The organism is Streptomyces viridiviolaceus (assembly GCF_014650995.1).
Lineage (GTDB): Bacteria > Actinomycetota > Actinomycetes > Streptomycetales > Streptomycetaceae > Streptomyces > Streptomyces viridiviolaceus.
In genome coordinates this window covers 1-12,357 of sequence record NZ_BMWA01000014.1, presented here as the reverse complement: position 1 = coordinate 12,357, position 12,357 = coordinate 1, and the positions used below count along the sequence as shown (strand labels likewise).

Sequence of the window (12,357 nt, the reverse complement as noted above, 5' to 3'; positions counted from 1 at the left end):
AAAGGGGCATGCCCACCGACCGACGCACCCTCCTCGCCGATGCGGCCATCGACGTGCTCGCCGCTACGGGGATCCGAGGGCTGACCCATCGCGCGGTGGACCGGGCAGCGAACCTTCCGCCCGGCACCACCTCCGCCTACTACCGCACCCGTCAGGCACTGCTCACCGCACTGGTGAGGCGGCTGGTCGCACTCGACCAGGCGGAGCTGCAGGCCATCGGGGAGCGGACATCGGTGCCGCACAGCGTCGAAGAACTGACCACCGCGATCGCCGCCTTCATCGAGCTACGGCTCACGGGGGAGGGACGGCGACGCTCCCTCGCGCGCTACGCCTGCGCCCTCGAGAGTGTGCACCACCCCGAACTGCGGGAGATCCTCGTGGCGCGCGAGAACGCGGGACGCCAAGTGGTACGCGACTTCCTGGCCGCGCAAGGCGTGATGGACGCCGACGACCGAACAGTCACACTGCTGACCTGCGTGGACGGATTGGTCTTCGACCGTCTGGTGGCCGGCGGAACGGTCTCGGACCGGGAGATCCACGGACTGGTGGCGGCAGCGCTCCGTCAGCCCGCCCCTGGGGAAGGAACGCGAGCCCCTTGACGGAGCGGGAAAGTCATGACGACACCACGGTCTTGGTGGCGGGGTCCGGGGTGTTGTGTCGTGTGAACGCCCACAGCACGAACCCGAGGCAGCTGAACGCGGCACCCAGGGCGCACACGGCGCCCCAGCCGGCCACCGCGTACAGGGAGGTCGCGGCGATGGCGCCGGTGGCGCTGCCGATCGAGTAGAAGACCATGTATCCGCCGATCAGCCGGCTGCCCGCGTCCGGGTGCAGCGCGTAGATCAGGGTCTGGTTGGTTACGTGGACCGCCTGCACGGCGAGGTCGAGAAGGATCACCCCGAGGAACAGGACCCAGAGCGAGCTGCGGGTGAAGGCCAACGGCAGCCACGAGACGGCGAGCAGCGCCAGGGCGATGCCGGTGGTCCGCCGGGAGAGTCCGCGGTCGTTCAGGCGGCCCGCCACCGTCGCGGCCAGAGCGCCGGCGACACCGATCAGCCCCAGCGCCCCGATCGCGCCGTGGGACAGGGAGTACGGGGCCTCGCTGAGCGGCAGCGCGACGCTGCTCCACAGGGTGCTGAAGGCAGCGAAGATCAGCAGACCGAACACGGCCCGCAGCCGCAGCAGCCGTTCCCGCGCGAACAGGGAGATCGTGGAGCGCAGGAGCTCTCTGTAGCGCAGGGTTGTCGGCGGAGCGCCACTGTGGCGCGGCAGCACTCGGTACAGGACCAGGGCGAGCAGAGCGGTGAGCGACGCCGAGGCGAGGTAGACGGAGCGCCAGCCGGCGAGGTCGGCCATGAGACCGGATGCGGTGCGGGCGAGCAGAATTCCGATGACCACGCCGCTGGTGACCAGACCGACGACCCGTCCACGCCCGGCGGGAGGGGCCAGCGATGCAGCGAAGGCCACCAACGTCTGCGTGACGACCGCGAGAAGCCCGGTCACGGCCATGCCCGCGAGCAGGATCGCCGCCGTGCGGGCGGCTGCCACTGCGGTCAGGGCCACCACCAGGAGCAGCAACTGGACCACGATGAGCCGTCTGCGGTCGGCCACGTCGCCCAGCGGCACGAGGAAGAAGAGTCCCAGCCCGTACCCGACATGCGTGAGGGTGACCACGCTGCCGACGAGTGCCGGGCTCATGGCGAGGTCGTGGCCCATGGTCACCAGGAGCGGCTGGGAGAAGTAGACGTTGGCCACCGCGGCCCCACAGGCGACGGCGAACAGGATGACGACGCCACGGGACAGGACGAACGCGGGGCCGTCCCCGCTTCGGACCTCGGCCCGTCGTGTCACAGCCTCACCGTTGCCGGTCATCAGCACTCCCCCGCATTCTGGTTTCATGTTGCTACCATCGGCGACGATAACCTCCTTGGTAGCATGTTGCAACCAACGTGAGAGTGAGGAACGCCATGGTCACCAGGACGCGCTTCGACGACAGTGAATGTCCCGTCGCCCGGTCGGTGGACGCGATCGGCGATTGGTGGTCCCTGCTGATCGTGCGGGACGCCTTCGACGGAAGTCGGCGCTTCGGGGAGTTCCAGCGCAGCCTCGGCGTGGCGAAGAACATCCTCACCGCGCGTCTGCGCACCCTTGTCGCCGGCGGAGTCCTGGAATCCGTCCCCGCCTCGGACGGCAGCGCCTACCGCGAGTACGTACTGACTCCGAAGGGCAAGGCGCTCTTCCCCGTCATCGTGGCACTGCGGCAGTGGGGCGAACAGAACTTCTTCGCCCCCGGCGAACCGCACTCACAGTTGGTCGACCGCCGACAGGGACATCCCCTCCGCACACTGGAAGTGCTGTCCGCGGACGGGCGACGGCTGGACCCCGACGACACCACCGTCCACAAGGTCTCCGCCCGGTGATCCGAGTCGGGGCCCTGGTGCCGGCACGCCGCTCTGCCGCCGGTTCCGAGGCCGGGTGAGGGGCCTGGGCAGCCTTCATTGCTCCGGTCCCGCACCTGCTCACCGACCGGGCCCGGCGACCTGGGATACGATCGGCCGTATGGGTAGTGCCATGGCAGATGTCACCGACAAACGCCTCCTGCGCGGCGCCCGGACCCGGAAGGCCGTGCTGGAACGGGCGGTCGACATCGCCTCGCTCGAGGGCCTCGAAGGTGTCAGTTTCGGCCGTCTGGCCACGGACACCGGGCACAGCAAGGCGGGCATCCAGACGCTCTTCAAGACGAAGGAAGCGCTGCAGCTGGCGGTCGTCGACTTCGCCCGCGAGATGTTCGTCGACCACGTCGTCCGGCCGGCCGGGTCCGCGCCGCGCGGTGTCGCACGTCTGCGCGCGCTGCTCGACGGGTGGGTCGTCTACGCCTCGACGCCGCTGTTCGCGGGTGGTTGCTTCCGAGTCGCGAACCTCGCGGAGTTCGACAGCAGGACCGGGCCCGTCCATGACGCGCTCTTCCGCGACCAGCAGGAGTGGCTCGACGTCATCGCCGGCGAACTGCGGCACGCCATCGAGGTCGGTGAGATCGCGGACCTGGACGTCGAACTCGCGGTCTTCCAGATCGATGCGCTGCTGTGCGCCGCCAACACGGCTCTACGGCTCGGGGACGACAGTGCGGTGGGCAAGGTCCGCCGCATAGTCGAGGGTCTGCTGACCGCCCCGTAATGGCCCGGCCCCGACATGAGGATGCGGGCGGGCCTCGGTCCGCACCGCATCCTCACGTCAGGACACTTGGGTCCGCTTCAGCCGCACTCCGGCCATGGCCGGTGATCCTCGCACTCAGACCTGGTCGCCGGCCGCTTCGACAAAAGAAGAACGGCTAGGCCCACGACGACAGCGAAGACCGCGACGGCGAAGGCGTGGCCGGCGGCGGCAACCCTGCCGACCGCAGCGGGATGGAAGGAGCTGAAGAAGACCGGTCCGATGACGGCAACGCGCAGCGCTCCGCCAACCTGCTGGGCGGTGGACAACACCCCTGACGCGACACCGGCCGACTCCAACTCGCGGCTCGGCACCGTGTTGAGCGCCGGCGTGATGTCGCCATCGTCCTCCACGGAACAGCGGCAGCTTTCGCCGCCATTGATGGCCGGGTGGCCGATTGCTGACTACTTGCCGCGACCAGAGACCTCTCTGCTCTTCAGTGCCAGCTTCTTGACCATCTCGGCCGCCATCACGGCCTGACCCGACGTCGAGAAGTGGATGCGGTCCTCACTGAGCAGATCGCTGCGGTCGTTGACCGGGTGATCCCACATGTCCACCACGATGGCGCCGTATTCGGAAGCCAGCCCGCGCACGATCTCGTTGACCGCGGCGATCCGCTGCGGCCAGTCAGGGAAGACCGGGACGACGTACGCCCTGCCGAGCGTGAAAGTGGTCAGCAGGGCGCCGGTCTCCTTCGCCAGGTCGTACATCTGCCGAAGCGTTCGCTCTATCTCAGCGAAGTCCGGCCTGCGCCGCACGATGTCGTTGGCCCCGCAGGGCAGGTGGAGCAGGTCCGGGGAGAACTCGACCATGCGTGCGGCCTGGTTCTCGAGCGTCTGGGCGGTCGTCGCCCCGGTCTCGGAGACATTGAGGTACTCCAGATCCGGCCGGACCGACCGCAGGACACCGGCAACCCGGTCCGACCAGCCCTGGTCCTGGTAGCCCGGGGTGGGATCTCCGGTTCCCGCCGAAAGGCTGTCTCCGACAACGGCATACCTGCCCCACGGGGCACCGGTCAGCAACGCCACGGCATCCGCCTGGTTCAGGCAGAACGGGTCGGTGGCCTCAGTGAATACGGGTTGCTCCATGAAGAAGAACATACAGTCGGACGTATGCTTTCTCAAGGGCCGTTCGAGCCGCCCTCGGCCGCGCGCAGGCCGACGCGGGCCTCGGCGGCACAGGCAGAACGTCCGGTGGGCCGCTCGCAGCAATCGGTTAGGTTCGCCGCATGGAACCCTCTTCGCTTCTCCGCCACCTGCGCAGCGAGTTGGATGCCTTCCGGGAGTGTCTCGACGGCTGCCTGACCACCCCCGTCGTGCACTGCGGCGACTGGACCCTGCTGGATCTCGCACGTCACTTGGGCGGCTCGAACCTCTGGGCGGCCGCCGCAGTCACCGACAGGCGCGGTGACTACGAACCTCCGGCCGCACCAGGCGAGCGCGCCGCCCTGCTGCGGTGGTTCGACGACGCGTCGCGGAAACTGTACGAGGCACTCGACACCGATCCGGCCACTCCCGCATGGACGTTCCACCCGCCGCACACCGTCGGTTTCTGGCAGCGGCGCCGGTGCCTGGAAGCGCTCGTCCACCGCTGGGACGCCGAATTCGCGGTGGGCACCCCGCGACCGCTCGACGCGGAACTCGCCGGCGAGGGGGTGGCCGAGGTCTTCGACACGATGGCGCCGCGCCAGATCGCCCGTGGACGCGCCCGGCCGCCTGAGCTAGCTCTGCGCTTGACCGCCACGGACACCGGCGCCAGCTGGGACTACGGCCCTGGCACACCAGTGGCCGAACTCGCCGCGCCCGCGTCGGCGTTGCTGCTGATGCTGTGGGGCCGGGTGCCCCTCGATGGCGGGGCGTTCGTCTGGAACGGCGACAAGGAGGCTGGGCGGCGGATCCTGCAGGGCCCGTTGACTGCCTGATCGTGGGTCGGGGCGCGGAGCGCAGCGTGACGCCTGCCGCCGCGCACCCATCGATAGGGACGCCTCACTCTGACACGGAACCGCCTCCGTCGAACCCGACGCTCTTGCGGACGATCTCCGCTCGATGCACCCGGCGCACCAGGTGCATGACGGGTGTCGTTGAGCGAACGGGCTCGCGGCCGTGTGGTGACCGAGCGAAGGCGCGCTGTGGTTCTCCCGTCTACAGGAGGACGACGCACCCTCGCCGCTCCAGTTCGGTCAGCAGTGACCGGGAGGGCTCGCAGGTGTTCCAGCGCAGGTCCAGCTTCTCCAGCGCAGGCATGTCGACGACCCAGTCCGGCAGTCGCGTGAGGCGGTTGCTTCGCAGGTCGAGTTGGCGCAGTCGGGGCAGCTCGGCCAGCGGCTCCGGCAGTTCGGCCAGGGCGTTCTCCCGGAGCTCCAGACAGCGCAGTTCGCGGAGCTCGGCCACGGACGCCGGCAGGCACTGGACCGCGTTGCCCCGGAGCCAGAGCTCGCGCAGGCTGCGGAGCCGGCCGATGCTCTCCGGCAGCGTGGCCAGTCGGTTGTGCTGCGCCCGGAGCTCGATCAGACCGGTCATCCGTCCCACGGCCTCGGGCAGGGCGGTGAGGGCGTTGTCGCCGACGTTGAGGTAACGCAGCCTCGCCAGGTTCCCCAAGGCGTCGGGGATCTCGGTCAGGTCGTTGTCGTGCAGGTAGAGGAAGTCGCTGAGGCCGGCCAGGTCTCCGAGTTCGTCGGGCACCGAGGTGAGGTGGTTGTGGCCGAGGTCCAGGGTGGTCAGCCGGTGCAGCCGCCCGATCTCGGGTGGGAGGTGTGTGAGCCCGTTGTCGGCGAGGATCAGTACCTGGAGTTCGGTGCGCTGCCAGACCGACCCGGGCACCCTTCCCAGCTGTTGACGCCACAGGTTCAGCACATACGGCACGGCGTGATCCCTTCCTCGGTATGCCGACCGGACACGGTGGCCCGCTCCCCGGAGGCCGCCGGCAGGCCCAGCGTTTCGCCGAGTCGCCGACGGGCCTCCGGATCGGTGACGAGTCCGTCCTCGCCGACCGTCCTCCGGTCCACCGGGATCCTGGCACAGGCCGACTCCACGATGTCGGCGTCGGTGTGGTCCGGTACTGCCCGCAGTGCGGCCTCCGCTCCCTCGCCGCGGCCCGGGGCGGCCGCGTTGATCCAGGCGGTCGGCTTGTCGCAGATCTCGGTTCCACCGACCGTCCGGTCGAGCAGGTTCTTGAACGAACCCGGCAGTGTGCCTGCGCACTCCGGCGTACAGACCAGGATCCGGCCGCCTCGCCGATCCCCGCGCGCAGTTCGGCCACGGCAACGGGCAACGGGCAACGGGCAACGGGTCGGTGTCGTCGTCAGGGTTGACGTGCGGAAGCTCGGCCAGGCCGTCGTGGACGACGGCACGCACGTTCACGGATGGCGCCACGACCTGCGCGGTACGCGGCACGGACTCGTTGGCGGAGCCGCTCGCAGGCTCCCCGACAGCAACAGAATCACCGGCACGGCAGACATCTGCTCAACCTGCTTGCCGGACCGGATGGATCATCAGCACCGAGCGGCCCTGCGACGCCCAGCACGTGTCCGGCGTCCCAGCGGTGGACCCGGATGCTCCACCGGGAACGGCTGTGCAGCGCGGCCATCAGCGATGCGGGGTCGATGCGCGCGGCACCGTCGCCTCGGGTCCGGGCCTCGTGGGGCACACATCGGGCAGTCCCCGACGGGCAACGCACTCGCCGGGTGCCCCTCTCCGCATCAGTAGCGTGTGGCGAGCCGCTCCAGCAGGGCAGCGCTCCGGGCCAGCACCGCCTGCTCCTCATCCGTGAGTTCGGCCTCGATGGCCTGCGCGAGCCAACCGACCCTGCGACCGCGCTCCGCCTCGAGCGCGGCCCGGCCCGCGTCCGACAGCTCGACCAGCGACTTGCGGCCGTCCGTGGGGTGCGCCCGGCGAGTGACCAGGTTCTGTTCCATGAGCAGCCCCACCGCCCGGGCCATCGACTGGGGGCGTACGCGCTGATCGGTGGCGAGGTCGCTGGTGGTCATGGCGCCGTTGCGGTCGAGTGCGCCGAGCACGGCGACCTGACCCAGCGGGATGCGGTCCTCCTGGTTGACGCGTCGGGTGAGCTTGCCCATCGCGGTGCGCAGTTCAGCGGCGATGGCGGCGGCTTCCGAGGTGGGCATAGGGCACTCTACCTCGCTGGTCAGCATTGCCGTGAACCCGACTGTACAGCAATGCTGTACAGCAAAACTGCGCAGCATTGCTGTAGGATTTGGCGCTGTCGGGCTCAGCGCCAGCGTTGTCGCAGCCGGGGCCACGGCACACGACAACGGAAGGACCTCGCATGTCCGCAAAGGCAGTCGGAACCGTCGACGCCGCCATCGGGACCGTCACCGCCCGCCGGGTCATCGACAGCCGCGGCAACCCCACGGTCGAGGTCGACGTCGTCCTGACGGACGGATCCCTGGGGCGCGCGGCTGTCCCCTCCGGCGCCTCCACCGGGGCCCGGGAGGCCGTGGAACTGCGCGACGGAGACCCCGCGCGCTGGCACGGCAAGGGCGTCGACCGCGCGGTGGCCCACGTCAACGGAGAGATCGCGGCGTCCGTGCGCGGCCGGGACGCCGCGGACCAGGCGGCTCTCGACGCGGCGCTGGTCGCCCTCGACGGCACGGCCACGAAGTCCCGTCTCGGCGCCAACGCGGTCCTCGGCGTCTCCCTCGCCGCCGCCAAGGCCGCCGCGGCGGCCCATCGCCAGCCCCTCTACCGCTACCTCGGCGGCGCCGACGCCCACCTCCTGCCGCTGCCGATGATGAACATCGTCAACGGCGGCGCCCACGCCGACAATCCGCTGGACTTCCAGGAGTTCATGATCGCGCCCGTGGGCGCGGACACCTTCGCCGAAGCCGTCCGCATGGGCAGCGAGGTCTTCCACACCCTGCGCCGCGACCTGCTGGCCGCCGGGCACTCCACGGGCGTCGGCGACGAGGGTGGCTTCGCGCCCGCGCTGCGTACCGCGGAGGAGGCGCTCGACTTCGTGATGGCCGCCATCGAGCGCACCGGCTACCGCCCCGGCACGGACATCGGCCTTGTCATGGACCCGGCTTCGTCGGAGTTCTTCCGCGACGGGGTGTACGACTACACGGGCGAGGGGGTGCGCCGCTCCCCCTCCGAGCACGCCGACTACCTGGCCAAGCTCATCGACGCCTACCCGATCGTCTCCATCGAGGACCCGATGGCGGAGAACGACCTGGACGGCTGGCGCGAGCTGACCGACCGCGTCGGCGACCGCTGTCAGCTCACCGGCGACGACGTGTTCTGCACCAACGAGACGCTGCTGCGCGAGGGCATTCGCACCGGCGTCGGCAACTCGGTCCTGGTCAAGGTCAACCAGATCGGGACCCTGACCGAGGCACTGGCCGCGGTGGCCATGGCCCACCGGGCGGGCTGGACGGCCGTCATGTCGCACCGCTCGGGCGAGACGGAGGACACCACCATCGCCGATCTGGCGGTGGCGACCGGCTGCGGTCAGATCAAGACCGGCTCGCTCTCCCGCTCCGACCGTACGGCGAAGTACAACCAGCTGATCCGGATCGAGGAGGAGTTGGGCGACTCGGCGCGCTTCGCGGGCCGCTCCGCGCTGCGCCAGGGGTGAACAGCAGACAGAGGTAGCGACCACACAGGCCCCCGAGCGCGATCGGGGGGCCTCCTTGGGGGTGTGGTGCGGGGCCGCGAGGCCGTACCCCGCACCACACAGTCAGCGAGACGATACGGGAGAACGGCGGACGAGGACCGTCCACTCCTGATCCATTGGGACGGGCAGACCGGACCACCGCTCGGCGAGCTCGGTGAGGATCGGCTCAAGCCCGGGCCGACGAGCCTCACCCCTGCGCTGGACGCCCCGAGCCGCCGAGAGCAGCAACGTCGTCTCATTCACGCCGGGTTCAACTCAGGCCGTGGTCTTCGGCTGTGACTCGCCGCCCTGGGTGCGCAGTTGCTCGTTGATGCGTTGGGCTTCTTCGAGCTGATCTTCGAGGATGATGATGCGGCACGCGGCCTCGATCGCGGTGCCCTGGTCGACGAGTTCCCGGGCACGGGCGGCGATGCGCAGCTGGTAGCGGGAGTAGCGGCGGTGGCCGCCTTCGGAGCGCAGGGGGGTGATCAGGCGGTGTTCGCCGAGGGCGCGGAGGAAGGCGGGGGTGGTGCCGAGCATTTCAGCGGCCCGGCCCATGGTGTAGGCGGGATAGTCATCGTCGTCGAGGGGGGCGACGGAACGGGTACTGCGAGGGGGCATAGACCTCTTCTTCCAGGGGACGCGTCGGGGGGCCCGGGTGCCGTGCCGGCACCCGGGCCCCGAGCTTTCAACACCATCTACCGGCTGACTGCGCCGGCTTCTTGTTCCGCACGCTTCGCCCAGGAGGGCGGGGGCTGCGGGGATCGCGGATGCGTGACCGGGGACCACCTTCCAATCCGGGGTCTGCGGTACCCGGGCGGACTGCTTCCTCGCCCGGGCGATCCTGATGGCGTCTGCTCCTTACCTTCGGTTACTCGGTTGTACTGCTGGAACCGCGGGTACTGCTCGCGGCCTCTGCGAGGCCGCGTCCTACTTGACGTGCATGCGCGGCAGTTCGTCTCTGCCGCGCCCTCTTCGACTTCCTGTGTACAACAGAAACAGTAGCCCTGCAATGCGGAAATATCTATTACCGCCACAGAAGATTTTTCGGGATCTACATGGCAAGGCTTCTGGCACAGCTACACCCGATGTCAAGGGTTGGACAGCGCGCCGGGGCAGCCCTTGTCCGCCGTCTGACGGCGGTCGGTAGGTGGCTGCCAAGGGGGAACGCGGATGTCCATGGCCCGGCGGGGACCTGGGCAAGGCCATGGCCGGGCTCCATGGTCGGACCGACCACGGTGGCCGCAGGGACCAGGTCCCTCCTCGCCCGTCCGGTTCGTCCCTTCCGGTGTGAGGGGTGAGATCTCCGTCCACTGTCCTGGAGCGCGGCGCCTGCCGTCGGTGCATGCGCCGCGTCGACCCCTGCCTGCATCGAACACGGCAGTGGCAGTTCCTCAAAGCATGTGGGCCTGCGCGGCTGTCTCCACGACGGCACGGTCGATCCCGCCTCCGGGGCCACTCCCCGCTGCGCAACATCGCGGCTGGCGGCCGCGCAGAGCCTGGGGTCGGTGATGGTCTTGGTCCAGCCGCCGAACGACTCGTTGGAGGCGAATGGCGACGCTGTTCCTCTCCGGCGCTACGAACGCAAAGCCGAGCACATCGCTTGCACCCTCATCTGTTACCGCAGACTCATCAAAGCAGACCGTCTTCAGGATGCGTCGGCGTAGGCGAGGTGGGCGCCGCAGACGGTGCAGCGGAAGAGCATGGCGGTTGCCCCCTCGCCCAGGTGGGTCAGGAAGTGCTCAAGTCGGTTTTCGTCGTGCCAGCCGTCGAGGCGCATGTCGGTCCGCAGCTGGTCGAGTGCTTCGGGATGTGCCGTCAGCTCGGTGTATCCGACTTCGCCCACGAAGGCGGCCGCGTCCTGGCAGTGGACGAGCCAGTGCGAGTCCTGCCAGGCGTGGAAGCCGGGGGTGCGGTGGGTAACCTCACGCAAGACGTCCTCGCTGACACCGTCGAGTCCGTATGAGTCGGTGAATTCACCGGCGAAACGTTCAGCCGCGCTCCCATCTGCGATGCACCATGGGCAGAAACGTCCGCTGACGTCGTGGGCGGTGTAGAAGGATGCCGTGTAGATCCAGCCTCTGCTGCGCTCGCAGCAGGCGCATGTCTCGGCGGCCGGGCGGATGGACCCGCTGGCGAGGGGGTCTGGGTGATAACGAAAGAAGGGCAGGCTGGCACTCATCGCCGCTTCCCGATCCGCGCCTTGGTGGCCATGCCCACCGATCTCATGGAGAGCAGTCTGTCTGCGTGGATCCCCCTGATCAAGCAGCGACGTCGGACTCCTACTGGCCCAGCCAACTGAGACAGCTTGTTCACGCCGGTCCGGCCGGGGGCCCCGGTGCTCGTGATCGGCACCGTAGACTCGGCGGCGCAGCAGCTGCTCGTCATCACGGTCCGTCCGCTCAGTCTTGCGGCCGCCACTGCCGTCCGGGTCTGGTCGCGTCAGCTGCGGAAGGGCGAGAGCCAGGTGCCTCCGGGCTTCTGCTCGGGCAGGGCCTGGCCCTGCTCCTGGTGCCCGTACTCGGCGTGCTCGGCATGGCGTTCGGCGGTGATGGCCTGCTGCTTGCAGTCATCGGACAGGTGCAGGTGGGTCTCCCGTGGGGCGTCCCACCCGGCGGGCTCAACGGCCTTCTACCGCTCGTCGGTGAACGGGGTGCCGCAGTCGGCGCACACAGGGTAGCGGGCCTCCCGTTCGGCCTTTCGCTCCTGCGCCACGCGTCGCAGCTGCTCCAAGACGCAGCACCGGCTGGCGTGTGCGGCGAGACCGCCACAACGTCGACGCGGCAACAGTGATCAAGCAGTGCAGACGCCCCGTACCCTGGTGACAGTACTCCGACGTGAGCCGGTCTACTGGAGGTCTGTGCTTGGTTGGCGACGCCAGTCCCAACCGGGGTATCGGTCCAGCAGCGTGAGGAACTCGCTCGCCTGCAGGATCTCGTGGTGGTTGGTGTCGACAAGACCATCCACACCAGGCAGGACCTTGCGGAGGAAGGCCCGGGCAGCGTCCATGGACTGGCACGACACATAGACCGCGTACGGTTCACCGATCCGGGTCCTCACCTGGCCGAGCTCCTCCGGCTCGTAGTCCGCCAGGATCCCGCCCGAGAGGTCGATGTAGTACGAGTACCCGTGCCGGTGCAGCCTTTCGTCGCCCGTCACGGGATCCGGCACGAGCTCAAGGGAACGGATGCACCCTTCAAGCGACGGGCGTCGCTCCGCGGGGACAAGGATGATCACAGATGGCCAGGACACGGTACCTCCCCGGCGACCATAGTCGGTCCCCTCGGGTCGCCAGATTTCCGTTCCAAGGAGACATGCTCTAGTCGTCCCCGCCGGGGACCGCTCGGCAATCCGGTATCGCTGCTGTCCAGGCAGCCCGGCGCCGAACGTACCGTCAGGATCGGGTCCTTGTCTTTCACTACCGGTACAGCGCTGGGGCGCCGTCAGGATCGTTGCCGGGCTAGGTCCTGTCTGACAAAGGATCTTGGTTGGGTTCGCGGAGCCAGAGGATGAGTGCGGCGAGGTGGACTCCGGCCT

14 protein-coding genes and 1 pseudogene are annotated in these 12,357 nt (G+C 69.1%); 5 read left to right on the top strand and 10 right to left on the bottom strand.

Annotation, left to right across the window (positions count from 1 at the left end):
* Positions 1-8: 8 nt before the first annotated feature.
* Entirely contained in the window at positions 9-599 is a 591-nt protein-coding gene (locus IE260_RS21210; protein WP_189874196.1) for a TetR/AcrR family transcriptional regulator, read from the top strand.
* A gap of 13 nt (positions 600-612) precedes the next feature.
* On the opposite strand, the gene IE260_RS21205 is transcribed toward IE260_RS21210, so the two are convergent.
* Positions 613-1,872: an MFS transporter gene (locus IE260_RS21205; RefSeq protein WP_373303375.1), complete on the bottom strand. Its 1,260-nt coding sequence runs from the start codon at positions 1,870-1,872 to the stop codon at positions 613-615.
* Positions 1,873-1,967: 95 nt separating this feature from the next.
* Here IE260_RS21205 and IE260_RS21200 point away from each other — a divergent pair, with 95 nt between their 5' ends.
* The gene (locus IE260_RS21200) at positions 1,968-2,420 is read left to right on the top strand and encodes a winged helix-turn-helix transcriptional regulator (RefSeq protein ID WP_189874194.1); all 453 of its coding nucleotides are present in this window, start codon (positions 1,968-1,970) and stop codon (positions 2,418-2,420) included.
* Positions 2,421-2,571: 151 nt separating this feature from the next.
* Positions 2,572-3,174, top strand: coding sequence for a TetR/AcrR family transcriptional regulator (locus IE260_RS21195; RefSeq protein WP_189874192.1), 603 nt, complete (start codon positions 2,572-2,574; stop codon positions 3,172-3,174).
* Positions 3,175-3,251: 77 nt separating this feature from the next.
* Here the strand turns inward: IE260_RS21195 and IE260_RS21190 are convergent, their stop codons facing one another.
* A complete protein-coding gene (locus IE260_RS21190; RefSeq protein WP_229880990.1) occupies positions 3,252-3,563 on the bottom strand; it encodes a hypothetical protein in 312 nt (103 codons plus the stop codon).
* 51 nt (positions 3,564-3,614) lie between these two features.
* Positions 3,615-4,310 (bottom strand): SGNH/GDSL hydrolase family protein, encoded by a 696-nt coding sequence (locus IE260_RS21185; protein ID WP_229880988.1) that lies wholly within the window; start codon positions 4,308-4,310, stop codon positions 3,615-3,617.
* A gap of 128 nt (positions 4,311-4,438) precedes the next feature.
* Between IE260_RS21185 and IE260_RS21180 the strand changes: the two genes are divergently transcribed.
* Positions 4,439-5,131, top strand: coding sequence for a maleylpyruvate isomerase family mycothiol-dependent enzyme (locus IE260_RS21180; RefSeq protein WP_189874190.1), 693 nt, complete (start codon positions 4,439-4,441; stop codon positions 5,129-5,131).
* A 220-nt stretch (positions 5,132-5,351) separates the two neighbouring features.
* On the opposite strand, the gene IE260_RS21175 is transcribed toward IE260_RS21180, so the two are convergent.
* From IE260_RS21175 to IE260_RS21165, 3 genes are all read right to left on the bottom strand, one after another.
* Positions 5,352-6,071, bottom strand: coding sequence for a leucine-rich repeat domain-containing protein (locus IE260_RS21175; RefSeq protein WP_189874188.1), 720 nt, complete (start codon positions 6,069-6,071; stop codon positions 5,352-5,354).
* On the bottom strand, positions 6,056-6,487 hold the full coding sequence (locus tag IE260_RS21170; RefSeq protein WP_229880986.1) for an NAD(P)H-dependent oxidoreductase: 432 nt from the start codon (positions 6,485-6,487) through the stop codon (positions 6,056-6,058). Before IE260_RS21170 ends, IE260_RS21175 begins: the two co-directional genes overlap by 16 nt.
* Before the next feature lie 420 nt (positions 6,488-6,907).
* Positions 6,908-7,333 (bottom strand): MarR family winged helix-turn-helix transcriptional regulator, encoded by a 426-nt coding sequence (locus IE260_RS21165; protein ID WP_189874186.1) that lies wholly within the window; start codon positions 7,331-7,333, stop codon positions 6,908-6,910.
* 161 nt (positions 7,334-7,494) lie between these two features.
* Between IE260_RS21165 and eno the strand changes: the two genes are divergently transcribed.
* The gene (gene eno / locus IE260_RS21160; RefSeq protein ID WP_189874184.1) at positions 7,495-8,802 is read left to right on the top strand and encodes a phosphopyruvate hydratase; all 1,308 of its coding nucleotides are present in this window, start codon (positions 7,495-7,497) and stop codon (positions 8,800-8,802) included.
* 294 nt (positions 8,803-9,096) lie between these two features.
* Here eno and IE260_RS21155 read toward each other — a convergent pair whose 3' ends face one another.
* From IE260_RS21155 to IE260_RS21145, 4 genes and pseudogenes are all read right to left on the bottom strand, one after another.
* On the bottom strand, positions 9,097-9,441 hold the full coding sequence (locus IE260_RS21155; protein WP_189874182.1) for a MerR family transcriptional regulator: 345 nt from the start codon (positions 9,439-9,441) through the stop codon (positions 9,097-9,099).
* 865 nt (positions 9,442-10,306) lie between these two features.
* Positions 10,307-10,391: pseudogene (locus IE260_RS41740) on the bottom strand (IS21-like element helper ATPase IstB); the annotation flags it as partial.
* 77 nt (positions 10,392-10,468) lie between these two features.
* Positions 10,469-11,002, bottom strand: coding sequence for a CbrC family protein (locus IE260_RS21150; RefSeq protein ID WP_189874180.1), 534 nt, complete (start codon positions 11,000-11,002; stop codon positions 10,469-10,471).
* A gap of 665 nt (positions 11,003-11,667) precedes the next feature.
* On the bottom strand, positions 11,668-11,991 hold the full coding sequence (locus tag IE260_RS21145; protein ID WP_229880982.1) for a hypothetical protein: 324 nt from the start codon (positions 11,989-11,991) through the stop codon (positions 11,668-11,670).
* Between the last annotated feature and the right edge of the window lie 366 nt (positions 11,992-12,357).

What these genes read in the sequence shown, in the direction of transcription:
- IE260_RS21185 (WP_229880988.1), bottom strand. Translation starts at nt 4,310, where the DNA reads ATGTTCTTCTTCATGGAGCAACCCGTATTCACTGAGGCCACCGACCCG.
- IE260_RS21200 (WP_189874194.1), top strand. Translation starts at nt 1,968, where the DNA reads ATGGTCACCAGGACGCGCTTCGACGACAGTGAATGTCCCGTCGCCCGG.
- IE260_RS21180 (WP_189874190.1), top strand. Translation starts at nt 4,439, where the DNA reads ATGGAACCCTCTTCGCTTCTCCGCCACCTGCGCAGCGAGTTGGATGCC.
- IE260_RS21155 (WP_189874182.1), bottom strand. Translation starts at nt 9,441, where the DNA reads ATGCCCCCTCGCAGTACCCGTTCCGTCGCCCCCCTCGACGACGATGAC.
- IE260_RS21195 (WP_189874192.1), top strand. Translation starts at nt 2,572, where the DNA reads ATGGCAGATGTCACCGACAAACGCCTCCTGCGCGGCGCCCGGACCCGG.
- IE260_RS21165 (WP_189874186.1), bottom strand. Translation starts at nt 7,333, where the DNA reads ATGCCCACCTCGGAAGCCGCCGCCATCGCCGCTGAACTGCGCACCGCG.
- IE260_RS21205 (WP_373303375.1), bottom strand. Translation starts at nt 1,872, where the DNA reads ATGACCGGCAACGGTGAGGCTGTGACACGACGGGCCGAGGTCCGAAGC.
- IE260_RS21210 (WP_189874196.1), top strand. Translation starts at nt 9, where the DNA reads ATGCCCACCGACCGACGCACCCTCCTCGCCGATGCGGCCATCGACGTG.
- eno (WP_189874184.1), top strand. Translation starts at nt 7,495, where the DNA reads ATGTCCGCAAAGGCAGTCGGAACCGTCGACGCCGCCATCGGGACCGTC.
- IE260_RS21150 (WP_189874180.1), bottom strand. Translation starts at nt 11,002, where the DNA reads ATGAGTGCCAGCCTGCCCTTCTTTCGTTATCACCCAGACCCCCTCGCC.